This is a genomic window from Tolypothrix campylonemoides VB511288_2, from assembly GCF_045999855.1.
GTDB lineage: Bacteria > Cyanobacteriota > Cyanobacteriia > Cyanobacteriales > Nostocaceae > Scytonema > Scytonema bouteillei_A.
In genome coordinates this window covers 285646-310267 of record NZ_JBFPMW010000013.1, presented here as the reverse complement: position 1 = coordinate 310267, position 24622 = coordinate 285646, and the positions used below count along the sequence as shown (strand labels likewise).

The window sequence follows — 24622 nt, the reverse complement described above, 5'->3', positions numbered from 1 at the left end:
CTTTTGACTTATCGTAGCGGTAGTAACTTAGATAGAGGAAGAATATGGACGCTAACGCACAACAACTGCAACCTTTTGATGATGTTCCAGATACAACCTCATCCACGCCTGTAGCAGCAATTGAAGGTACTAAACCAAATCAGCCATTATTACCACCTGCTAATAAATCTCAAGACAAATGGCAGCAAATCGGCGAACAAGTCTCACAAGTTTTAGCTGATTTACCAGATAACATAGGTAAAGTTTTTAATCAATACAGGCAATTAATCATTACTCTTGTTTTAATTGCTTCTGCAATTGTTACAGGTCGAGTATTTTTAGCAATACTTGATGCTATTAATGATATTCCCTTACTATATCCAATTTTTGAATTAATTGGAATTAGTTATACAACTTGGTTTGTCTTTCGCTATCTTCTTACAAAAGCAACCCGTCAAGAGTTAGTAGCACAAATACAATCTATCAAAAATGACATTTTAGGAACTCAAGATTCATAGTTTTTGAATAACTGGAAAAATAAATTTCAGAACTTGTTTTTTGCCATGAGTGCTTAGTTGAATGCTATTGGTCAAGCAGAATGGGAATGTTTTGCTTGACCGTTTTGTTATTGGTTTTTTGCTGTAGGGTTGGCAATGTTACAGCCATTTTCAGATAAATAGACCACAGTAGTAGGGGCGCAAGGCATTGCGCCCTTAAATATGGTGTGGTTCATTTAGGTGAAAACTGCTATAACCCTAATTTTTGACGCATTGTTAACGTGAGTTCGACTCCCGGATTTCTCACAAGCTTCCTCTCCTAAAGCAGGGGAGGAGCAACGTGCGCGATCGCACTTTTAAAACCCCACTCCTCCTAGAAGAGGGATTTGGGGTAAAGTCTGTTTTGAGTTCATCGAACTCACATTTTGTTAGAGATCGGCTAAATTTGGGAACAATAAAAAGTAAGACGATCTTAGAGGATGTTTGTAAAGTTTACCGGGAACATACCAAAGAGTGCCAATTGCCTTCAAAATTCTATTTTGAGGCTATGCAAACAAAGTCCGCGTAGGCGGACTTTATTTGTATAGCGGCGATTTCAATCGCCAACTTTGAAAACATCCTCTTAACAGTGATGTTGAGATTATCTAGTGCTGAAAGAACCAAGCTAACTTTATGGAAAGACGAAAATTCCTGATTTTGACTAGCTCTAGTACTCTTTTATCTTTTGGTTTAAATAGTTGTAACAAAGCTCAGAACAAACCAGTTGCTTTGACTGTTTCTGCGGCTGCTGTATTTAGAGATGCCATGGTAGAGGTTGGTAGATTGTACACAAACGAAAACCCAAATATTCTTGTGAATTATAATATTACAGGTGGTGGTGTTCTGAAAAAACAAATTGAACTTGGAGCACCTGTTGATGTGTATCTTCCAGCTTCTGCAAAACCAATGAACGAATTGCAGAGCAAAGGTTTGATATTAGAAGATTCTCGACTAAATTTTATAGAAAATGAGATAGTATTGATTTCATTAAATAAATTATTCGGAATCTCCAATTTTACGGATATACTGAACAGTCAAGTTAAAAAAGTTGCGTTAGGAACAGAAAATATTGATGCAGGTATTTATGCCAAACAAATTCTTGATAATTTAAAAATTTACGACCAAGCGAAATCTAAATTTATTTTTGAAGATCGAGACGTACAGCAAATTCTTAAGTATGTTGAAACAGGTCATGCAGATGTTGGAATTACCTTTTTAACTGAAGCTAAACGCTCTAAAAAGGTGAAAATTTTGGCGATGTCGCCTGTGGGTTCCCATGTTCCAGTTATATCTACAGTTGCAGTTGTAAAAAATAGCAAGCATATTGCTGAATCTCGTGAATTTATTCGTTTTCTTAAAAGCAAGCGAGCAATATCTATTTTTGAAGAATTTGGATTTATAAAGATTAAATAACTTACATCAAACATTCGTATATCAAAATATCTGAAAAAGCTCTCGTTGGCGATTGGCAATTTATTTCTTAGTTCCCAGTCACCATTTCTGATGAACTGTTTTAGGAAAAACCAAGTACATTTCTAGAAGTTTCTAAAACATTTTTAGGGCGAAAAGGCTTTGTCATATACAAATCTGCACCGACATCACTTCCTTTTTGCTTATCAAACTCTTGTCCTTTGGCAGTTAATAGAATGATATACACATCTTGCAGTCCTAGCTCGTGTTTAACAGCATCGCAAACCTCCAATCCATTCATTTTTGGCATCATCACATCCATAAACACGAGTAATGGTTTTTCTGTCTTAATCAGTTCCAATGCTTCTTCTCCATTTTTCGCTGTGAGTAACTCTACTCCTTCATCTTCTAAACTCTCCAATGCTTGTTCCATCAGGATTAAAATATTGGGTTCATCATCAACTATCAGGACTTTTTTAGTCATAATGTTTCCTTGGTTTGGTTATCTGTAAGTACAATAAAAAAGACATTTTCCATTCCCTTTTCAAAACGCAGTGTTTTCACTAAATTGTGCTGCTCCTGAAAATATGAGTCTACTATAATCATATCGGGCTGAATTGCTAATGCCTTTTCAATACATTCTTGACTGTCATAAGCTTCTACAACATTGTAACCTTGTGCCTGCAATACATTAGATAATGTTTGTAAAGTAGAAGTATTGGTATCTACGATTAAAACTTTCTTTTGAGAAACTCCTTGTGACAGCAGTACACCGATATCTTTGAGCAATTCTTCTTTATTAATCGGTTTAGTTAAATAACGGTCTATGCCCAAACGATATCCTCTTTCCTTATCTTCAATGATTGACAGAATAATAATTGGAATACCTGTTGTTTGTGGGTTGTGTTTGAGTACGGCTGCTACCTCAAAACCGTTAATTTGAGGCATCATTACGTCTAAAAGAATGAGATCTGGCTGAGCTATTTTAACTTGTGCGATCGCATCCATCCCATCTTTAGCTTCTCGAACTTTATAGCCTTCAGTTTCCAATTCCTGTCTGAGCAATTCGCGAATGTGAGCGTCATCATCAACTACAAGAATTGTTTTGAACTTTTCTAGCAAATTGGGTGTAGCCGTCACTACGTGCTCTTTTAATTGCTTAATTAAAGTATTAATAGAGAGTTTGTCTGCCTCCAGATTATTATCCATAAGCGGTAAAGTAAAGAAAAACGTGCTACCCGAGCCTTGCTCGCTCTCAACCCAAATGCGACCCCCATGATGTTCTATGATTTGTTTGCAGATAGGTAACCCCAAACCCGTACCTTTGGGTTTGTCTGTCAGAGTGTTTCCAACTTGCTTAAATCTTTCAAACACCTTAGGCTGGTCATCTGTAGCAATGCCAATACCCGTATCGGTCACGCTTAAGAGCATCTCGCCATTATGGATATTTGCCTGACAGGTAATATGACCCTGCTCGGTGAACTTGACAGCATTGGAAATAAGGTTAATCATGACTTGAATCAGGCGATCGCTGTCCCCAATAATAAGAGGTAGGTCGGTGTCAATCAACTTGCGTAACTTCAATCCTTTCATTTCCAGTAGAGAAGACGTGGCTGCTATGGCTCGCTCGATAACATCTCCGATATAAAGTGGGTTCATATACCATTCCACTTTGCCAGCTTCCATCTTGGCGACATCTAAAACGTCATTGATTAACGTGGTCAGTCGTTCCGCCTCCGACACAATAATATTGATATTTGTTTGTACTTGTTTGAGAGTGCGTTGAGCTTTGCGGTGTTCGGGATCGATCTCTGGGGCAAGATCCTCTAACTTCTCTTGAATAATTGAGGCAAATCCCAAGACTGAAGTGAGGGGTGTTCGCAGTTCGTGGGATACCGTGGAGATAAAATCCGTCTTCATTCGATCCACTTCTTTCTCAGCAGTAATATCTCGAATCAAAATAATCGAACCCAGCGAATTACTACCTGTGTTTCCACCATCTTTAACAATTGCTCTTGCCACAGCGTGACCGATACGTCCACCTGTAAATTCAAGTTCCGCCGTGAAAACCTCTCCCAATCTTTTCCGTGTTTGTTCTACAAGTTCAACAATTTTGGAATTTGCTAAAGCCTGAGTGTCTCGATTTGTTAAATCCGTGTTTTCCAATCCAAACATTGCCACTAATGCTGGGTTGTACCGCTTAATTTTACCCTCAATGTCCGTCACTAAAAGACCATCTACCAGGTTATCAATGATAGTACTCAAATAAATGAGAGCATTTTCAAGCTCCTGACCGTGGATTTTGAGTCCTTGCAACAAGCCGTCAATTTGTTCAGCCATTGTGTTCAGTGTAGAAGCAAGCACGCCTACTTCATCTCCAGAAGTGACTTTAGCTTTGATCCGTAACTCGCCGTTTGCCATATGGGAAGCAGTTACAGTTACCTGAGTCAGAGCGCGAATAATTTGAGAAACCACTATGAATGATATCGGTATTGATAGCAAGCTCAGCACTAAAGCCATGAAAAGTAAGTTTTGACTTTGAATGGCAGTTTCAGCAGTCTGTGTCTCCACGCTTCTCGCAGTCACATCCATCAAATTTGTTAAGAAACTGGTCAAATTATTAATTTGTTCGAGATATTCTGTTTGTTGTTGGGGAGAAGCCGTCAAATAATTTTCTATTTTTTGGCGGTAAATTTGCCAAGTATCTTCAATTTTTTCCACTTGAGCCAGCACTTTTGGATCGGACACCGCATTTAATCCCAGTTTGTTTGAGCCTTGATGTATGGCAGAGAGCGATGTTTCAAACTGCTGAATGTCATCCTTGATGCTAACATCAATAGCGACACGCTCCCCTGGTTTAGTTTTTCCAGCACGAAGATTTGCCAAATAAGCCAACTTGTAAGTCAGCATCCGTTTGGAACCTATAGTATTAATTAACGGGCTACTATTACGAACGCGATTTAAACCTATACCCCCAATACCAACAGCTACCAAATTAATCACAACCAGACTGCAAAACAACAACCTTAAGCGATCGCGAATATTCAACTGGTATTTAAAGCGGTTGGAGCGATCGCTATGTTGATAATACATTTGATTTGAGTTGATGGTATTCGTCATGTTTGCAATTTTTCCTAGTAAGTTTTTTGAAGCACCGTCATACTGGTTTCTAAAGATTTCAGCGTTGTTTGCTGTATGGGAATTTCAATCCAGAAAGCCGTTCCTTTTCCCGCTTGGGAAACACATTGCAGTCTTCCACCATGCTTTTCAATAATTTGATGGCTAATAGATAATCCCAATCCCGTTCCCTTACTTGTTGCTTTAGTTGTAAAGAACGGCTCAAATAAATGCGATCGAACAGTTTCATCCATACCCATGCCATTATCACTGATGACAACAACAACACTGGGACATATGGGAAGTTCAGATTCTGAATTATAATTTTTGATTAAGTCTTTTAATTGAAAATTTTCTTGGATGAATTGCTGAAAATTATTTTTTGCTATCAATTCAGTATAAATATTAATAATTCCTGGTTTTTCTTGCCCCTCAATAGCATCAATTGCATTAGCAATCAAATTCATAAACACCTGGTTTAACTGATTTGCATAACCATCAACAAGTGGAAGATTGCCAAATTTTTTGATAATTTCTATGCCCCGATGTCTTTCATTTGGTTTAAGGCGACTCTGAAGAATCAACAGCGTGTTATCTATTCCTTCATGAAGATCGACAGGTTTCATTTCTTCTCGCTCCAATCGAGAAAAATTTCGTAATGATAGTGCTAATTGACGGATACGTTCAATTCCCAAATGCATGGAGGACAAGAGATTTGTAAAATCTTGTTTGAGAAATTCCAAATCTAAATCTTGAATAAAATCTTTAATTTCAGAAACTGGTTGGGGATAATTTTGTTGGTAAAGATGCAATACCTTAAGAAGGTCTTGAGTATACTTTTGTGCATATTTGAGGTTACCAACAACATAGTTAACTGGGTTGTTAATTTCATGAGCAACACCAGCAACTAATTGACCCAAGCTAGACATTTTTTCACTTTGAATAAGCTGTGATTGTGTTTGCTGTAGTTCGTAGAGAGTTCGTTGGAGTTGCTGGGTTTGCTCCTGAGCGACGTGAAGTGCATTACAATTTTGTTCGTAAAGCACAGCTTTCTCAATAGCAACTGCTGTTTGCAATGCCAGTATAGTTAACAGTTTTAAGTCTTGAGTGGAGTAAGTAGTAGGAGTTTCACTAAGAAGCACGATCGCTCCAATCACCTGCTTCTCTGTTATCAAGGGCACGCACATAAAAGAATGGAAGTTAACTTGGCGATCGACAAACCTTGGATCTGAGAACACATCATTAACAATCTCACCCTGACCGGATTTTATAATTGTGTCAATAATTTCTTGAGCTTTTATCAAAGGATTTTCAAAACAAACGTTCTGAACGTCTTCCCAGAGAATATCTAATCGATTTGTATTGTTATTGAGTAAGAGAATCGCAGAAGTTGTAAATTGAATTAATTTTCTCGCTTCTTCAAGAACCAGTTGAGCAACTTCTTTAGGATTTAAACTAGCGCTGATTTGTGTAAAAATATCATGAAATAAGTCGATTTCCTGATACTTATCTAACAGTTCATGAGCTAGTAATTTCTTTTCATACTGCTGTTGCACCAGGTACGACAGTAAAAAGGCAACGGTTTCTGCCTTCTTACTGCCAATAACCCAGCCAACAATTTCGTCTAAAAGCTTTACAGGATGTTTTTGAACTGATTCTTTGTCGTCTGTACCGAATATTAACTTACCACCTGTATCTTCTATACAGAAAGAAGAATTCATCTCATTAACAAGGTTAGTGAGTATGTCGATAACTTCTTTTTGGGTAACTAGCTTTCTGAAATTGATATGGTTCATCTCATTTCGGCACCATCAACTCGACATTGCCATCCAAAACAGAGGCAATGCTGAATGTACGGAATAGCTTGTGCTCATGCCGAAAGCAACAGCAAGATGTACCTCATTCTGCCTCTATTAGGTCAAATCTATAGTTCCCATAGAAAATAGCTTAAGTAACATCTCAATTGTTAAGTAAGTATAATTTGCTCAATTTTTTCTAAAAATTGACACTTGCCGCCCGCTCTTGGACGGTGAGTGTCAATCTTTCGAGTTACCGCTCGCTGTCACCGCGCCAATCGCTGATAACTGGTTGCTCATTGCTGCATCTTGTGTCTATTTGTTGAGTTGTGGCGTTGTTTTTGTTAGCGTCTTGCATTCGTTTTGAAGCGCTAGCTTGATAAGTTTCTGTCAGCCCTGTTGCAACAAATACAAATATGACAAAGGTAAACAGCTTGGTAAATGCGTCTTTATCTTTATTTTGTTCTAAAAATGAATTATACGCTAACAGGAAGAAGCCAACGAGAAAAGGAACGATAATCAAGTCCATCTTTTTAACCTCTATCTTTTGTTTGCTGGCAGATACACCCCACTTTGTTATTCTTCTGCCAGAAACACTGATACAGATTAGTAAATTTAGTGATATTTTTTACTTTAATATAAATGAATCTTTTATGGAAGTCCTCAGCCAGCAATCTCGCAATCCTATCTGAGATCTAAACAAGGGAGATAAGGAGGATAAGGAAGAGGTGTTTGTCAATCATTTAGGACTGCTATATTACTGAGGCTCGTCCCTTCGGGTTCGCCCTTCGTGTCCTTAAAGGTACCCACTGAGGTACGCGCATAATGGGACATATTATAAAGTTTTGTAAAGCAAGCTGTAGAAAACTTTAATTTACTCAGGGTTCAGACTCAACTTAAACTTGACTGTTCAAATGAAAACATTCTCTAAAGGTCATTAATGGGCGCTAATTTCCAAAAATGCTCAGCCCCAAGTCTTGGGATATAGCTTCAACAAAAGCAAGTGCCGCAACAGGGTTACCTGCATTGTCTAACGCAGGGCTGTAGCAAGCGATCGCCCCGCGACCCGGTACCACAGCTAATAGTGCGCCACCGACCCCGGATTTTATAGGTAAACCGATCTGTAAAGCATATTGAGGAGAAGCTTCATACAATCCGCAGGTGAGCATCAGTGCATTCACATAACGGCGATACTGGGTTGCAACTCGTCCATTTTCACACGCTAGAAGTAAACCCAGACGGGCTAAATCTTCTACCGTCCCCGACAAACAGCATATTTGCTCGTAAGTGTCAATCGCTTTTTCTATATCCTCAAGATACCCTGCTTGAGCAAGATAACGGGCAATATCTCGATTGACTTGAGAATTTACCAAACGCACGGAAGCCAGCATGACCTCGTCTAACTCAAGTTGACACCCAGCTCGCTGATTCAACCACTGACACAAATGTTGGCTGCGATCGCTAGCGCTCTTTCCTGGTAACTTATCAGCAAGGGTAATTGCTCCACTATTAATCATTGGATTGCGAGGTCTTCCACGATCTTTGACCAGTTGCTCTAAAGAATTAAAAGCAACATCAGATGGTTCAACCCCAACCCACTGAAAAACAGTTTCTGTTCCTAAATGTTGTAGCAAATACAGCAGTGAAAATGGCTTAACTGCGCTCATGAGGGGGAAAATACAAGAAGTCTCACCCTCGCTATAAACTGACCCTTTTGCACAAAGAACGCAAACTGCAAACAAATTGGCATCAGCCAATGCCAATTGTGGAATGCGATCGATGACTTTTCCTTTACGTGCAAAGGTTCTAGCCTGCTGTACCCAAGCGGACAACTCGGTAGTGGTTAAAGTTTCCAATCCTCTCATGTAACATCAGTTATAATGCGGGACTTATAGCCGCTCAAACTCCCCATCAGTTAAAAAGGGTAAAGTATAAAAAATAGGTGTAGCATGAATTGAGTTTAAGATCTACTTTATACTTCATCCTTCATACTTTATACTTCAGATGATGCCCCGTGTTAGAGCACCCGAACTCCCTCAAAATCAACCTTGGCTGAATGCGGAAAAACCATTGTCTCTTAAAGAACTGAGGGGGAGAGTTATTCTTCTAGACTTTTGGACATACTGTTGTATCAACTGCCTGCACATCCTACCAGATCTAAAATATCTAGAACAAAAATATAAAGATAGCTTGACAGTTATTGGCATACATAGTGCTAAATTTAACAATGAGAAGGAAAGCGAAAACATCCGTCAAGCCATTTTACGTTACGATATTGAACATCCCGTTTTAGTGGACAGCGGTTTTAAGGTTTGGCAAGAGTATGCCGTGCGTGCTTGGCCAACATTAATCGCGATCGATCCAGAAGGTTACGTTATTGGCTCTGTATCTGGTGAAGGCAATCGTGATGTTTTAGATGAACTCATACAAAAGTTAATTCTCCAACATCAAGAAAAAGGCACGATGAATTTTCAAGAACTCAGCCTCACTTTAGAAAAACAGCGCCAACCACTTGTGACGCCCCTAGCCTTTCCCGGTAAAGTTCTGGCTACTAATGATGTTTTATTTATTGCTGATTCGGGGCATCATCGTCTTGTGATAAGTCGTATCAACGGGCAAATATTACATACAATTGGCATCGGACAACCAGGATTAACCAACGGTTCTTTCAATGAATGTCAGTTTTCTGCGCCTCAAGGAATGGCATTTGATGACGACAAGCAACTTTTATACGTTGCTGATACGGAAAATCACGTAATTAGAAGAGTCGATCTCAAACACCAGATTGTAGAAACCATCGCTGGAACAGGTCAACAAAGCCGCAATATTCGTCCTCACAGTGGGGTTGCAACAGAAACAGCATTGAATTCTCCTTGGGATCTGCAAAAAGTTGGAAACAGCTTATTTATTGCTATGGCTGGTTCTCATCAAATTTGGGAAATGAATTTGGCAACTGGTATTGTGAGAACTTATGCTGGTACTGGTGCGGAAGCTTGTGTTGATGGTACTCTAACCGAGTCTACCTTTGCCCAACCCAGCGGAATCACGACAGATGGACGAGACTTATACGTTGCTGACAGTGAGGGAAGTACGATTCGCGCTGCGGGACTGGTTGAACCTTTAACAGTCAGAACTGTTTGCGGTAGTGGTGATTTGTTCGGTTTTGGTGATGTTGACGGACAGGGTTTTGATGTCAGGTTGCAGCACTGTTTGGGAGTCGAATATGCCCAAAATTTTTTGTGGGTAGCCGACACCTACAACCACAAGATTAAACTTGTCAATCCTCAAAGCGGTAATTGTCAAACTGTTCTTGGAGATGGTATTGCGGGTTTGCTGGACGGTCAAGGTAAAAATACTCGTTTTTCCGAACCTTCAGGATTGAGTGTTATAGGTTCTGAATTATATATTGCTGATACAAACAATCACACTATTCGTCGTGTCGATTTAAATACTTTTACGGTCACAACAGTGCAATTCCCAAGTCTGTGTTCTCCAAATTTGTGCATTCCAAATTGAGTCAGTCATGAGGGTGTTGACACTCTCCGCCCTATAAGGGCGAAGATTCTTCAATCACAGACCCAACTTGCTGATACAGGATTTCTCCAGTATGAGTAGAGGTCGAATCTCCTGAAGCGTTCGGATAGTAGATCCAAGTTCCCGTATGCCCTACGGTACTCAAGGCTAATTTCAGAATATTGATAGCGGCATTCGAGTCTCTATCTATTACAAAGCCGCATTCGCAAACATGGGTTCTTGTAGATAGAGATTTTTTGACTATTGCGCCACAACTGAAGCATTCTTGAGAAGTGTAGGCGGGGTTAACCGCAACAGTTATCCTGCCAAACTTCACCCCAAAATACTCCAACCATTTTCTGAATTTATACCAACCAGCATCATTAATAGATTTAGCGAGACAGTGATTTTTCACTAAATTTTTAATCCTCAAATCTTCATAGGATACCAAGTCGTGAGATTGGATTACGCAACGCGCCAGTCTCTTGGCGTGTTCTTCACGTTGCCTACTTATTTTGAGGTGTACTCGCCCTAATTTATTAATAGCTTTCTTACGGTTGGCAGAGCCTTTCTTTTTACGAGAAACGCGCTTTTGTCTAAATTTTAGACGTTTCTCTCCTGTGCGATAAAACCTTGGGTTAGGTTCACTATGTCCATTGCTGTCGGTATAGAATTCTTTAAGTCCTACATCCAAACCAATGGTTTTCCCTGTGGGTTGTGTTTCTAATTTGTTGTCTACACTAATCAGAAATTGAACATAATACCCATCAGCACGACGAACTAATCTAACTCGTTTTACCTGTTCTAATTGGTAGAAGTTTAAATCCCATGTTCCTTTCAGCTTGAGCGTACCAATACCTTTTTTGTCGGTGAAGGTTATTTGTTTCCTAGTCTCGGAAAGTGACCACCCAGAGGTTTTATACTCCACTGAGCGAGAATTTTTCTTGAACTTTGGATATCCCTTTTTACCCGGAACAGACTTTTTGCAGTTGTCGTAAAAACGAGCAATAGAACTATAAGCCCGTTCAATAGAAGCTTGGCAAGCACTAGAATTCAAAGCTTTTACAAACGGGAATTCGCTTCTCAATGACTTACTAAGGCGATACATTTGTTTTTGTCCCACGCCTCGATTATCCATCCAAAAACGGATACTCTTATTGCGAACAAATTGAGCCGTCCTAATCGCCTCATCAATGGCAGTATATTGAGTCGTTTTCCCTTTGGCTTTGAATTCTAAAACAATCATTTTCCGTGGAAAACTTCTACGCAAAATATTATAACACAAATAAAGTCGCCCTAGAAGGGCGAGGCTTTAGACCCATTCTCTTGGTAAATTTCTCTCCTAACTTTTTTTAAGAATGACTATGAGCATCATTTTACATATTACTCAAAAAGAACAGTGGGAACAAGCAAAACGTGATGGAGTTTATCGCGGAGATACTCTTGATTCTGAGGGCTTTATTCACTGTTCTCAACCAAAACAAGTGATAAAAGTCGCAAATACTTTTTTCTACAATCAACAGGGATTGGTACTTCTTTTCATTGAGTCTAATAAAGTTAGCTCGGAAATTCGTTATGAAGGCGTTGAGGAAGGCGAACAATTTCCTCACATTTATGGGGCTTTGAATGTTGATGCTGTGACACAGGTGATTGACTTTCAGCCAGGTGAGGATGGTTTTTTTAAAGAGTAGGAGGAATTAGGAGGAATTTTCTTTACGAGCTGGTCAGGGGGACAAGGAAGAGGTGTTTGTAACTCATTTACGACTGCGATAGGAGAAATATGGAAGGGAAGGACTTTGAGGTAGAAGCCTACGTAGATTTAATGGTATCTCTGTTAGATTTAAAACTTAAGGATGAGTATCGCGATGGAGTCGTAGACAATTTTGAGAGAATTATGGCGATCGCTCAAGTTGTCAATGAGTTTCCCTTACCGGATGAACTAGAAGCTTCTACAGAGTTTCAACCAGGCTAGCAACAGTTGTCACTATTGACAGTTAAGGAAATACACTGTGTTCTCATTCTTACTAGTACGGTTAAGATAAGGAGGGATCGTGCAGTGGGAACAATGTCATGGAGAATTGGAAAATTTCTGCTTCCTCTCATTCAACGGGTGCAGGTAAACTGTTGGTGCTTTTGCTAAAGTTTCGTCTGGGATTTAGCTTTGTTGCTCTAGTGTTTTCTATAGTCGAAATCGCAATACCATCTCTTTATAAATTAGTTGTGATGCTTGATGGTTTGCAAGCAATGGTGGCATTTCTTGTTATTTTAAGTTCGTCTTTGGTTTTTCTAATTTGGTTACACCGTTTTCATGCCGATCTTAAAGATGTATTTCCAGAATACCCAATTACACCCTGGGGAGCCATTGCTCGATTTATTATTCCCATCTATAGTCTTTGGGGAATTTGGAACACGCTATCTACCTTTGCTGACCGTCTACTACCTGAAGGTGGCGATTTAAGAAGTTTGAGCGAGCGCTTACGCTCGTGCATACCACTGTTTTATGTTTTCACGATCGCTTCTAATGCTTTAGCTCGTATAATGCTCAGTAATCCTCAACGACCAGTTTCACCTTGGGTGTCATTTCTTTCCTCTGCTGTAGAGGTCGGTCTGGTGATAACGTTACTGCAATTAACAAAAACCATGCAGACTGCACTGACTCAAAAAACCAAACGAGCGCTTATATAAATTTTGCCTATGAATGATGCTGTGGCTATAGCAACTGCTGTCAAACGCGGTCAGATCGGGGCGGTGGAAGTTGTTAAATCAGCTTTAGCAAAAATTGTAGAACGAGATGGCGAACTCAATTGTTTTACTGCTGTGATGGCTGATACGGCTTTGACAGATGCAGAACGAATTGATAGAGAAGTTGCTCTCGGTCATCAAATGGGTTCTTTGGCTGGTGTCCCTTTCGCTGTGAAAAATCTGTTTGATATTGCTGGAGTCACAACGCTAGCAGGCGCAAAAATTAATGCTGAAAATTTTCCTGCAACACAAGATGCAACCGCAGTCTTCAAGCTTAAACAAGCGGGTGCTGTTCTGGTAGGTGCTTTGAATATGGATGAGTACGCTTATGGGTTTGTCACTGAAAATGCACATTATGGCGCTACTCGCAATCCCCACGATCGCACGCGGGTGGCTGGAGGTTCATCGGGTGGTTCGGCTGCTGCGATCGCATCTGGCTTAGTTCCTCTGACTTTGGGTTCTGATACCAATGGTTCTATCCGCGTACCTGCGGCGTTGTGCGGCGTTTTTGGTTTGAAACCAACTTATGGAAGGCTGTCTCGCGCCGGTGTTGCTTTATTTTCTAGCAGTTTAGACCATATTGGTCCTTTTGCTCGTTCGGTACGCGATATTGCTACGGCGTTTGACGTGCTACAGGGAGAAGACGAGAGAGATCCAGTTTGTACAAAGCGTCCTCCCGAACTGTGTTTCCCACAAATCCTTCGCGGAATTGAGGGTTTAAGAATTGCTATTGCAGGAGAATATTTTGCTAAAGGAGCAAGCCCGGAAGCTTTGGAAGCCGTGCAAAGAGTTGCTGATGCTTTAGGAGTTACGAATTACATCACAATACCTGAAGCACATCGTGCTAGATCTGCAGCATTTGTGATTACAGCTTGTGAGGGCGCGAACTTACATTTGGAAAAATTACGCTCTCGCCCTCAAGATTTCGATCCCGCAACACGCGATCGCTTTCTTGCTGGTGCATTAATACCTAGTAGCTGGTACATTCAAGCACAGCGATTTAGGAGATGGTATCGAGATAAAGTACAAGAAATCTTCCAAAAGGTAGATGTTATTCTTGCACCTACTACACCTATTTCTGCTCCTCTTATTGGTCAGCAAACTATGATATTAGACGGAGAAGAAATTCTTGTCCGTCCTCACTTAGGATTATTTACTCAACCCTTATCTTTTATTGGATTACCTGTTTTATCAGTTCCAATCCAACGTCCAAATACCTTACCATTGGGCGTACAGTTAATAGCTGCACCCTATAATGAAGCATTGATTTTACGGGTAGCCGCTGTACTCGAGGCAATGGGAGTTGTATCCGTGTAATTTTATAGAAGATCGCGACAATAGGTACAAAATGTTACTCTACCAACCCGTGCTTAATGGCATAACGGACTAACTCAGCGCGATTGCTTGTTGTTGTTTTTCTCAATAAACTGCTCACGTACTTCTCTACAGTCCGAGGACTGAGATGTAGTTGTTGTCCCATTTCAGCATTAGAAAGACCGTGAGTTAAAAGCTCTAAAACTTCCTGTTCTCTTGAGGTTAATTCCGAAAATACTTGCGATTTTTGAATATGTGTAATTTGGGAGTAGTGAACATCCACAGGTTTTGTTGAAACGGAAGTTCCCACATTTTCACTCTGGGGAAAACGGTATTCAGATTGAATGATTTGCGATCGCTCTAAGAGATTGCGAATCGCTGCTGCTAACTCTTCTAATTCAAAAGGCTTGGGCAAGTAAAGATCGCATCCTGATTGGTAGCCCAGGATTCTTTCTTGAGTCTTTGTTCGTGCTGTTAACAGAATAACAGGAAGCAACCGGAAAGAAGGCTGCTGACGAACTCGCCTCACTAGTTCGTAACCGTTCATTTGTGGCATGACAATATCAGTGACTATTAAATCGGGATGGTATTGTTCTACCATCGCCAAAGCCTCTTGACCGTCATTTGCCGTAATGACTGAATAGCCAGACAGTTCAAGATAATCGCTGATAGACAAACGAGTGCCCAGATCGTCATCCACTACAAGGATCTTCAAGGGCATGGACAGTACACCCCTAGCATTTTTTACCAATAAGTTTGCTCGCTCAAGCACTATCAATAAATACAGATAAAAATAGTACTCCTATGTTTCATACTATGACATGATTCTCAATGAATCACTTCTCAATAGTAAATCTACTGGTTCTAACTTAAAATTTTTAAGTTAGTTTTGCACTAAAACGAACACTAACAATCATTGGCACATTCTTACATCTTTTCCTGTATCACCGGTGACACATCTTTTAAGACATATTTTATCGAATAGAGGCCAAGTTAGGTCGAGTCCATTAACTCTGGAAAATTAAGTATAAATCTCTAGTACACTTTCGCTGAAATCAAAGAATATAGATAAAATTGTACGTAAGACTTTACTACTCCAGTAAATTGTATCAAGAATCTTTGGTTTTAATTTGGTAGATCCACTTCAGAGGGGAATATTGCTCGTATCTTACACTACATGAGTCTCTTAATTTTACAAACAGCCGTAAAAAACCTGGCTGTTTGCTAACGGTAATAATTCGCATAGGGTATATTTTAACATATCAACAACCTAAGTTTCGATTCATGCTTGAAGAGTTTGTGTAATTTTATTCTTGGGGGAGTTGAGGTACGAGAGATTGGTTGTTGAGCATAGAATATATTTTGAGCAGTACTACCTGGATGACTCGTGAGTTAACAATAGGTATTTTGCTTACCACATCTATAATTAGTTAATCAAAGCTTACTTGGATAATCGATTATGACAGGAAAAGGACAGGGATTTGGTTTCGGCTTGGGCAAAATGAAAGAATTGGCTGACGCTTTTAAAAAAGCACAGCAGGTTCAAGAAGGCGCAAAGCGGCTTCAAGAGGAATTAGAGCAAATGGAGATTCAGGGGGAAGCTGGTGGAGGTTTGGTTAAGGTTATTGTCAGTGGTAACCAAGAACCCAAGCGAGTGGAAATTTCTCCTAACGCTATCAATGAAGGAGCAGATGTACTCTCCGACCTCGTTACTGCGGCTATGAAGGACGCTTACTACAAATCTACGGCAACAATGCGCGAACGCATGGAAGAACTCACCAGTGGTCTAGAACTTCCTGGGTTCCAGTAATTTTGTCGTAAGTCACAAGTCATTTGTCATTAGTCGTATTCTAATGACAAAGGACCATGGACAAAGGACAAAAAATATTTATGCCTTACAAGCTGCTGTTTGTCTGCCTGGGAAATATCTGTCGCTCACCATCGGCAGAAAATATAATGAATCATTTCATTAACCAGGCTGGGTTAAGCGAAAGCATTATCTGTGACTCTGCTGGTACATCTAGCTATCACATTGGCAGCCCTCCCGATGCTAGGATGAGTGCTGCCGCTTTTCAAAAGCTACAAATTAAACTAACGGGTAGAGGGCGTCAGTTCCAAAAGTCAGATTTTGAAATTTTTGACACGATCCTAGCTATGGATCGAGAAAATTACGAGGATATCCTCTCTCTTGACCGAACTGGTATGTATCACCACAAAGTCCACTTGATATGTGATTTTTGCTCTAGGCATACTCTTAAAGAAGTTCCCGATCCCTACTATGGTGGTCCGGAGGGATTTAATCAAGTGATTGACATACTGATTGATGCTTGTGAAGGGCTGTTAAAAGAAGTGACGAGTAGGCAGTAACTACTAGCTAGTCCTCCCGTTTCCCGGCGGACTTGTTCGATTTTTCCGATAGTGGAGCCACCGGAATGCCAGATCTGCTTGGGATGCAGGCTACTAGTTTCCACCTCCCACCTTCTGCGATCTGAGGCAGTCGGGATGAAAAAATCGTCACTCGATCGCGAACAAGACAAAGGGCAATGCCCACCGTTGAATGTTGGTTGGCATTGCCCACCCTACGCCCTTATTTTCAAGGCGGAGCCTTAACGAAGGCATTCCCAGGCTTTGCCTGAGAACGAGGGGTGTCAGCGATCGCTATTTAACAAGCCGCTTGAAATTCGCCTATCATCTTCACTTCTGGCTCTAAACAGATTGACCAACGCTCTTGTACTTCTTGTTGAACGTGACGGATGACATTAAAAATATCCCAAGCACTCGCTCCGCCACAATTAACGATAAAATTAGCATGACGTTGTGCGACTTGTGCTTTACCAATTTGGTAGCCTTTTAGACCGCTTTGCTCAATTAACCAACCTGCTGCATGGGGTTTGGGATTGCGAAAAACACTACCGCAGCTTGGCAAGTGATATGGCTGAGTATTTAGTCTGTGCTGTTTGTGCTGTTTGGTCGCTGCCAAAACGTGTTCTGGGGCTGCTCCTGGCTGTAGCTGGAAAGTTGCTTGAGTCACGATTTTCTTGCTGCCTTGCAGTACAGATGTCCGATAGCTGTAACCCAACTGTTCCCGAGTCAGTGTTTCTACAGTTCCATCGGGGAGAAGAACTTCGACACTGGATAAGATATCTGCGATACAGCTGCTGTGTGCTCCTGCATTCATGACAACAGCACCGCCAACGGTTCCCGGTATGCCAACAGCCCACTCCAAGCCTTGCCATCCGTGAGCTGCTGCTGCCCACACTAGACCGGGAAGGGGTTCTCCGGCTGCAACAGTGACTCGACCTGTTTCTAGATCGAAATAGCTGTGACGCAAATGACGCGTTACAATAACCAGACCGGGTATACCGCAATCACTGATGAGCAAGTTAGACCCAGCTCCAAGTACTGTGACTGATAGTTCTTGTGTTTGAGCGTATTGAATACTGGCTTGTAAAGCTTCTAAGTTACGCGGCGCAACACACCATTGGGCGGGACCGCCTACTCTGTAAGAAGTATACCCTGCGAGTGAAACTTGAGATTTTATAACGCAATCAGTGCCTGGTAAATAAATTTCCTGACTTTCGACGGAATTAGCCTTTAGCTGTCTGCTGTCATTAATGTTAGGAACTTTACAGACATTTGCAACTGCCTGGGATATAGTCATATCTTTTACAATGAGGTAAATATTGATGTTGATCTGTCGTCAAAATACGACACTAGAGGAAGGCAACGTAACTATTGCGAGACGGACACTACGCGAGTGAAAGAACGATCCCTTGCAAGGAATTCATTCTCTCTGACCGCATGCGCCTTGCTCTTCTTCTAGGAAGTTGCTTGAGCTGGTTGGCAAAGTGTTGCCATGACATCGGGAATGATTTGATTGAGATTCCCTGCTCCCAAAAACAGCGCCAAGTCTCCACGACGCAGTGTTTGCAGTAAGTACTCACTGACTGCAGTTAATGTTGGTTGATACGTCACCTGCGAATTGTACTTGGCAACTTCATCAGCCAATTTTTCCCCACTGATTTGCCCTAAATTGGGCTCCCCTGCACTGTAAATATCTGTCAGGACAACTAGATCTGCATAACTAAACGACTCGGCAAATTCCTCCAAAAAGGTCAGTGTACGGCTGTAACGATGGGGTTGGAAGATAGCAACTACTCTTTGTCCCGGTCTTGCTTGAAGGCGTGCCGCAGCAAGAGTAGCACGAATTTCACTGGGGTGATGGGCATAGTCATCTATGAAAGTAATGCCGTTCGCTTCTCCTCGGAATTCAAAACGTCGTCTTGCACCTTCAAAAGTGGAAAGCCCTTTGGCAATTTCTCCAAATTCTAAACCCAATAGCCGACCTACGGCAACGGCTGCTAGAGCATTGCTTAGATTGTGTTTGCTAAGCAAGCGTAAATTTAAAACGCCTAAGGTTTTTCCTCTTTCCCACACCAAAGCGGTTGTCCCATCGGCGCGATAGTCTACGTTGGTAACAGTATAATCGGCGTTTGTATCGGAATATAAGCTATAACTGATTGTCGGCTTTAGGCGATCGCGCACTGTTTCGCAATCAATGCTCCCTACTAGGGTTGTACAACCTCGAGCAAATGTTTGGAAGATTTCTACCACTTCGTCTAACGTTTCATAGTGGTCGGGATGGTCTAATTCGATATTGGTAATGATGCCTATTTCCGGAGCGTGCTTAACTAAAGAACCATCCGATTCATCTGCTTCTGCTACTAAATATCGACTTTGCCCCAGTCTGGCGTTTCCTGACCAGGCATCAACTTCACCACCCACTAAAATCGTCGGATCTAAACCTGCTTCAAGTAGCATATAACCAATCATGCTACTGGTTGTAGTTTTTCCGTGGGTTCCCGCTACAGCAATGCTGTGATAATCAGCAATTAATGCTGCCAATACATCGGAGCGATGAAAAATAGGACAATTTAATTCTAAAGCTGCTTTGTATTCTAAATTGTTTGTGTTAATTGCCGTAGAACATATAACTTGAGGTAGTTTTTCTGTAGTGCTATTAAGTATTTCTTGGGGATTTAATACCGATTCCTTATCCTTAGGGGGAGAATCTGGTTTAAAGAATTCAAGATTACTTGCCTCTTGCTTGCCAAATATATGAGCACCGATAGATTCCAAACGTCGAGTAATATGATTTGGACGAAGATCCGATCCTGACACTGGTAAATTCCGTTGGGCTAAAACATGAGCCAAAGCGGACATTCCTATGCCGCCCACACCAATGAAATGAAATGGTCTACCGCCAAAGTCTACTGAATTTTGCATTGTTTTCTCCTCTTACACCACACCACACAATAATATTAAATGACACGCGTATCATAACAGGAATGATATTTTTACCGATACTACCTTTATATATGTTGCACACCTATGGAATTTATTATTCCCTTTTTCGCCTGCGGATTCAAATTGATTTTACCCTTGATAGTGAGTTTTTCTCTGTTTGAACAGATATTATGTTTATTCTTAAAATTTCTAGTGAATCGGGAAACAATTAATTGTAATTCCAAATACATAATTTTGCCTTGATTTCAGAATTTTGCTATATTAGGGGGTTGTTGGTAAAGAAGGCACAAGTCTGCTTGTCAGATGGTAGAAGCTTCCCCTGGTTTCAATTGAAGAATTTAATAAAGTTCGCGCTTTATTATTTGTCTCCATAAATAAATACATTTGACTTTAGATCGTTTTAGCCGATACACAGAGGAGCTTTTTGCGTATTAAAAATTACAAGATGAACCTTCTGCTTTTCGGGTTAGCCAGTTCCTCCACTTGGGCAAAGACGACAGGTGCTATCTCCTGCAAAGACGCTGCGCGAACAACGGAGGAAACCTCCCGAAGACCGCACTAGGCTCACCATATGCTATCTGCCCTCTGCCTTTTCAAGAAAGCCATAATTCACTGAGTTAATGCGACAATTGGCAATTTTTGGAGGCACTTTCGATCCCGTTCATTGGGGACACCTGATTTTAGCTGAAGCAGCTTTGCATCAAGTTCCTTTAGAACAGGTAATTTGGGTGCCATCGTTTAATCCTCCTTACAAACAAGCAGCGACCTTTGAGCATCGAGTAAAAATGGTACAACATGCGATCGCAGAGAATCCGAAGTTTTCCGTGTCTCTCGTTGAACAAGGTCATTCGGGATCTTCTTTTGCGATTGACACCCTGATAAATTTATCAGCAGATTGCCCAGACACGCGATGGTACTGGATTATTGGATTGGATGCGTTTCAGACCTTGCCTCGTTGGTACCGTGGGCAGGAATTAGCACGGCTTTGTGAGTGGTTGATAGCACCCCGACTCCTAAGTGGTGAGACTATAACTCAAAGTGAGATAATCTGCAAGCAAGTGGTGCAAAAGCTTACAAAACAAACTTTTAACATACACTGGCAATTATTGAATATCCCGTTCTTGGGGCTTTCGTCAAGTCTCATCCGTAACATGTATAATGACGGTCGATCTATTCGTTATTTAGTTCCAGAAACGGTTAGAGCCTATATCGCCAACCATAATTTGTATGAAAAGGGGTAGGAAAAAAATATTTATTTTTGTGGCTCTAACACTTTATAGTTATAAATACTCCCCCCTTTACGGTATGATCGGGGTCATTAGTAGCTTTTAATAAGGTATATAACGATAGAGGGCAAGACGCTGTGATTAGAGTAGCAATAAATGGTTTTGGGCGCATCGGACGTAACTTTGCGCGTTGCTGGATAGGTAGAGAGAATAGCAATATTGAGCTAGTTGCTATCAACGATACTTCTGACCCCAGAACCAACGCGCACCTGCTGAAGTATGACACAATGCTAGGGAAGTTAAAGGGTGTTGACATTAGCGCTGATGACAACTCCATTACCGTTAACGGTAAAACCATTAAGTGTGTATCCGACCGGAACCCAGAAAACTTGCCCTGGAAAGACTGGGATATAGATCTCATTATTGAAGCCACAGGCGTATTTACTTCTAGAGAAGGAGCAACTAAGCATCTGAATGCGGGAGCTAAAAAAGTTCTTATCACTGCTCCAGGAAAGAACGATGATGGCACTTTTGTGGTAGGCGTGAACCACCACGACTACGACCACGAAAAACACCAAATTATCAGCAACGCTAGTTGTACTACAAACTGTTTGGCTCCTATTGCGAAGGTGTTGCACGAAAAATTCGGCATCATCAAAGGCACCATGACCACTACTCACAGCTATACGGGCGACCAGCGTTTGTTGGATGCTTCCCACAGAGATGTCCGACGGGCGCGTGCTGCTGCTCTCAATATTGTGCCTACCTCTACAGGTGCAGCTAAAGCTGTAGCATTAGTATTGCCCGATTTAAAGGGCAAGCTGAACGGTGTTGCACTCCGCGTTCCTACCCCTAACGTTTCTATGGTGGATTTCGTCGTACAAGTCGAAAAATCCACTATCACAGAAGAAGTTAACCAAGCCCTCAAAGAAGCTTCTGAAAATTCACTCAAAGGCATTCTGGCATACAGTGAGGAAGCACTGGTATCTTCTGATTACCAAGGTACTGATGAATCTTCGATTGTTGATTCAAGCTTAACCATGGTCTTGGGCGGCGACTTAGTTAAGGTGATGGCTTGGTATGATAACGAATGGGGCTACAGCCAACGCGTACTCGATCTTGCCGAATTGGTAGGTGAGAAGTGGGTTAAATAGTTATTTGTTAGTGGTTAGTGGATAGCTGTTGGCAGTGAGTGGTTTGAGCAACTCACAACTATCAACTATCAACTAACCAAAATGCTGAAATCCCCGATTAAGTGTGAGAACTCGATCGGGATTTTTTTTGTCTGGCTCGCGTAAAATTACTGTTGGCTCGCTGGTAATTGTTCCCACGATCGCAGCATTGTTTCCCAGTGTTTGTACAAACTTTTCTGCTACTTCTTTGGGCATACACAATACAAGTTCAAAATCTTCACCGCCATATAAAGCATATTCTAGGGCTTGTTCTTTGCTTAACCAGGAATGGAATGCTTCGGGTAAGGGAATTTGCGTACTCTCAATAACAGCACCTGCTTGACTGTTGTGGCAAATTTGGATAACAGCATCTGCTAAGCCATCACTGCTGTCCATTCCGGAAATGGGAAGCGAGGGAGAGAGGGACACAGGGGGGAACAGAGAATTTAAGATTTCCCAAAGTATGGGTAGGGCATCAAGTCGCGGTTGGGGACGCTGATGTGCTTTAATTAGGGCTGTGCGATCGCTAGCACTGAGATTTTTTCCTAGTTCGGGATGTAGAAGTAATTGCAAGCCAGCAGAGGAAGCACCGTGAACCCCTGTCACAACAATAACATCCCCAACTTTGGCATTGTTGCGTCGGATAGTTTGCTGTGGCTTCACTTGACCGAAGGCTGCGATCGCTATGGTTGTTGTGGGCGATCGTACTATATCTCCACCAACAATCGGTGTATTGTATTTTTGCAAACACTGAGACATACCCTGGTATAATGTATCAACCCAACTGACAGCAACCTCACCAGGTAATCCCAAGCCAACCGTAATCCCCAATGGAGTTGCTCCCATTGCTGCTATATCGGATAAATTAGCTGCTGCTGCTCGCCAACCAACATCCTCTGGAGATGTCGTAATATCGCTGAAGTGGACGCCGTCAATTAACACATCAGTCGTTACCACTAAAGATTTTCCCGGTTCAGTAGAAAGCACAGCAGCATCATCTCCAACAATGTCAGGAGGACAATAACGCTGCAATCTTTTTAAAAGACCTTGTTCGCCAATATCTCGAACTAACGAAGAAAATTCATTATTCACATTTCAAGTTATGATAAAAATACTGTTTTGGAATCTGATTTGTATGGGAACCATACCAGCAATCAAATCTCACATCTGAAGAATATTTAACTTCTGAAAAAAGCGTTTTAACTGACTACCAGCAGATTCTATCGCCTACGTTTCCTGAATTATTCATGACTGATAAACAAGTTTTTGCCGCAGGAAATCTTGATTAATATGTCGATTTTCGATCTGCAATTGCCGTAAGGTGGGCATTACCCACCCTACCTAGATTTCAATAAAAAATGGTTTAAGCAACGTTGGGTTCTACTAAATTCTCAAGCCCTTGGATGACTTTAGCAGATTCAATTTTGTCACCTGCTTTCAATTCGTCCAAAACTTCTTTTCCTTCAGTAACGTAGCCAAAAACAGCATAGCGACCATCAAGTAAGTTGCGTCCTGCGGGAGTTAGTTCTGGTTCAAATAGAAAGAAGAAGACTTGTGAAGAACCGCCATTTACATCACGTTCGGGACGTGCTAAAGCTAAAGCACCAAAGGCGGAGAAGGGAAGAACAGGTAAGTCAGTGTAACGACCTGCTTCTTCTAAGGTGATACCGTAAGTCGGTTTTTTATCGCCTTTGACAAGGACTTCCAAAGGAATAGCACGATATTTACCCGTTTTTGGATCGATAAAACCTGCGTCTTGACCTGGTGGATCTCCGGTTTGTAAGACGTAAGATTCTTCAGAACGGGTGAATTCCAAACCGTTATAAAAACCCCGTTGTACCAAATCAACAAAATTTCCAGAAGTTACGGGGGCGCTGTAGCCATCTACAACAAGCGTCAGATCGCCTTTATTGGTTTTGACTTCTACAGTTGCACGACCTTTAAGTTGAGGTAAATTACTGTATTCGCTTGGTACTTCAAAGGGAAATTTCTTCACCATTGATTCTTCTAAAAGACCTACCAAACTGAGTAGTTTAGCCCTTTGTTCCTTAACTTGTTCTTTGTTTTTTGTTTTAACCACTTCTTGCAAAGTGTTAACGCCAGACTTTAACTCGGAAATCCAAGCCTCAGCTTGAGGTTTTCTTTCATCTGGGACACTGGCTAAAAGTTGGGCGGGTTTCTCAAGAATACGCGATGCTTTGCTGAGATCTTTAGAAACAGCACCCCAGCGTCGATTTGCTCGCAGTTGGTTTGATATGTCTTCTAAACTTGCTTGCAGTTCCCGCACGGGTTTATTCTCTATTGGAAGTGCGTACTGTAAAAGAGATTTACCGTCAGTAATGGCGTTACCAGCAGGTAGCGCAGCACTACAAGATGGTGTCCATCCAGCTGCACTTATTCCTAAAAATAGAGTGACCAGCAGCAGTGCAATGAGACTGTTATTCAGCCAGGATTTCAATATTTTGAACATGAGATGGCTTCAATGCAACATCAGATTGTTAACAAGATTT

Annotated in this window: 22 protein-coding genes; 11 read left to right on the top strand and 11 right to left on the bottom strand. The window is 41.3% G+C overall.

Translation table 11 applies throughout. The annotated features are described in order from the left end of the window. Positions 1-44: 44 nt before the first annotated feature. Entirely contained in the window at positions 45-497 is a 453-nt protein-coding gene (locus AB0756_RS31585) for a CAAD domain-containing protein (RefSeq protein WP_038075147.1), read from the top strand. Positions 498-1148: 651 nt separating this feature from the next. Then, entirely contained in the window at positions 1149-1928 is a 780-nt protein-coding gene (gene modA / locus AB0756_RS31580; protein ID WP_038075150.1) for a molybdate ABC transporter substrate-binding protein, read from the top strand. Positions 1929-2028: 100 nt separating this feature from the next. Here the strand turns inward: modA and AB0756_RS31575 are convergent, their stop codons facing one another. From AB0756_RS31575 to glsA, 5 genes are all read right to left on the bottom strand, one after another. Then, positions 2029-2409 (bottom strand): response regulator, encoded by a 381-nt coding sequence (locus AB0756_RS31575; protein ID WP_038075152.1) that lies wholly within the window; start codon positions 2407-2409, stop codon positions 2029-2031. Then, positions 2406-5045, bottom strand: a complete 2640-nt coding sequence (locus AB0756_RS31570) for a response regulator (protein ID WP_050046807.1) — start codon at positions 5043-5045, stop codon at positions 2406-2408. The genes AB0756_RS31575 and AB0756_RS31570 overlap by 4 nt, the downstream gene beginning before the upstream one ends. Before the next feature lie 14 nt (positions 5046-5059). Then, positions 5060-6838, bottom strand: a complete 1779-nt coding sequence (locus AB0756_RS31565) for an ATP-binding protein (protein ID WP_038085218.1) — start codon at positions 6836-6838, stop codon at positions 5060-5062. A 253-nt stretch (positions 6839-7091) separates the two neighbouring features. Beyond that, positions 7092-7367, bottom strand: a complete 276-nt coding sequence (locus AB0756_RS31560) for a hypothetical protein (RefSeq protein WP_038085217.1) — start codon at positions 7365-7367, stop codon at positions 7092-7094. Positions 7368-7785: 418 nt separating this feature from the next. Further along, positions 7786-8703: a glutaminase A gene (gene glsA / locus AB0756_RS31555; protein WP_038085216.1), complete on the bottom strand. Its 918-nt coding sequence runs from the start codon at positions 8701-8703 to the stop codon at positions 7786-7788. A gap of 139 nt (positions 8704-8842) precedes the next feature. Between glsA and AB0756_RS31550 the strand changes: the two genes are divergently transcribed. Further along, positions 8843-10354, top strand: coding sequence for a thioredoxin-like domain-containing protein (locus tag AB0756_RS31550; RefSeq protein WP_038085214.1), 1512 nt, complete (start codon positions 8843-8845; stop codon positions 10352-10354). Between the two features lie 31 nt (positions 10355-10385). On the opposite strand, the gene AB0756_RS31545 is transcribed toward AB0756_RS31550, so the two are convergent. After that, positions 10386-11597, bottom strand: coding sequence for an RNA-guided endonuclease InsQ/TnpB family protein (locus AB0756_RS31545; RefSeq protein ID WP_038080764.1), 1212 nt, complete (start codon positions 11595-11597; stop codon positions 10386-10388). Between the two features lie 118 nt (positions 11598-11715). Between AB0756_RS31545 and AB0756_RS31540 the strand changes: the two genes are divergently transcribed. From AB0756_RS31540 to AB0756_RS31525, 4 genes are all read left to right on the top strand, one after another. Next, positions 11716-12042 carry a DUF952 domain-containing protein gene (locus tag AB0756_RS31540; RefSeq protein ID WP_082051908.1) on the top strand — a complete coding sequence of 109 codons (327 nt, stop codon included), beginning with the start codon at positions 11716-11718 and terminating at the stop codon, positions 12040-12042. 89 nt (positions 12043-12131) lie between these two features. Further along, complete coding sequence (locus AB0756_RS31535) at positions 12132-12323, top strand: DUF4089 domain-containing protein (RefSeq protein WP_038089699.1); 192 nt, start codon at positions 12132-12134, stop codon at positions 12321-12323. Positions 12324-12421: 98 nt separating this feature from the next. After that, positions 12422-13036 carry a hypothetical protein gene (locus AB0756_RS31530; RefSeq protein ID WP_038089696.1) on the top strand — a complete coding sequence of 205 codons (615 nt, stop codon included), beginning with the start codon at positions 12422-12424 and terminating at the stop codon, positions 13034-13036. A 9-nt stretch (positions 13037-13045) separates the two neighbouring features. Further along, on the top strand, positions 13046-14410 hold the full coding sequence (locus tag AB0756_RS31525; protein ID WP_038089693.1) for an AtzE family amidohydrolase: 1365 nt from the start codon (positions 13046-13048) through the stop codon (positions 14408-14410). Positions 14411-14444: 34 nt separating this feature from the next. Here AB0756_RS31525 and AB0756_RS31520 read toward each other — a convergent pair whose 3' ends face one another. Further along, positions 14445-15128, bottom strand: a complete 684-nt coding sequence (locus AB0756_RS31520) for a response regulator transcription factor (RefSeq protein WP_038089690.1) — start codon at positions 15126-15128, stop codon at positions 14445-14447. A gap of 738 nt (positions 15129-15866) precedes the next feature. Between AB0756_RS31520 and AB0756_RS31515 the strand changes: the two genes are divergently transcribed. Further along, complete coding sequence (locus AB0756_RS31515) at positions 15867-16217, top strand: YbaB/EbfC family nucleoid-associated protein (RefSeq protein WP_038089687.1); 351 nt, start codon at positions 15867-15869, stop codon at positions 16215-16217. Positions 16218-16297: 80 nt separating this feature from the next. Further along, complete coding sequence (locus AB0756_RS31510; RefSeq protein WP_038089705.1) at positions 16298-16774, top strand: low molecular weight protein-tyrosine-phosphatase; 477 nt, start codon at positions 16298-16300, stop codon at positions 16772-16774. A gap of 295 nt (positions 16775-17069) precedes the next feature. Here the strand turns inward: AB0756_RS31510 and murB are convergent, their stop codons facing one another. Together murB and murC are read right to left on the bottom strand one after the other, a co-directional pair. Beyond that, entirely contained in the window at positions 17070-18068 is a 999-nt protein-coding gene (murB, locus tag AB0756_RS31505) for a UDP-N-acetylmuramate dehydrogenase (protein WP_038089684.1), read from the bottom strand. A gap of 158 nt (positions 18069-18226) precedes the next feature. Beyond that, positions 18227-19693, bottom strand: coding sequence for a UDP-N-acetylmuramate--L-alanine ligase (gene murC, locus AB0756_RS31500; RefSeq protein WP_038089682.1), 1467 nt, complete (start codon positions 19691-19693; stop codon positions 18227-18229). Between the two features lie 641 nt (positions 19694-20334). Here murC and nadD point away from each other — a divergent pair. Both nadD and AB0756_RS31490 read left to right on the top strand, forming a co-directional pair. Beyond that, on the top strand, positions 20335-20955 hold the full coding sequence (gene nadD / locus AB0756_RS31495) for a nicotinate (nicotinamide) nucleotide adenylyltransferase (RefSeq protein WP_038089679.1): 621 nt from the start codon (positions 20335-20337) through the stop codon (positions 20953-20955). 122 nt (positions 20956-21077) lie between these two features. Next, positions 21078-22094 (top strand): type I glyceraldehyde-3-phosphate dehydrogenase, encoded by a 1017-nt coding sequence (locus AB0756_RS31490; protein ID WP_038089676.1) that lies wholly within the window; start codon positions 21078-21080, stop codon positions 22092-22094. Positions 22095-22166: 72 nt separating this feature from the next. On the opposite strand, the gene thiL is transcribed toward AB0756_RS31490, so the two are convergent. Continuing rightward, a complete protein-coding gene (thiL, locus tag AB0756_RS31485; protein WP_038089673.1) occupies positions 22167-23204 on the bottom strand; it encodes a thiamine-phosphate kinase in 1038 nt (345 codons plus the stop codon). A gap of 271 nt (positions 23205-23475) precedes the next feature. Next, complete coding sequence (locus AB0756_RS31480; RefSeq protein WP_038089672.1) at positions 23476-24582, bottom strand: peptidylprolyl isomerase; 1107 nt, start codon at positions 24580-24582, stop codon at positions 23476-23478. Positions 24583-24622: the final 40 nt, after the last annotated feature.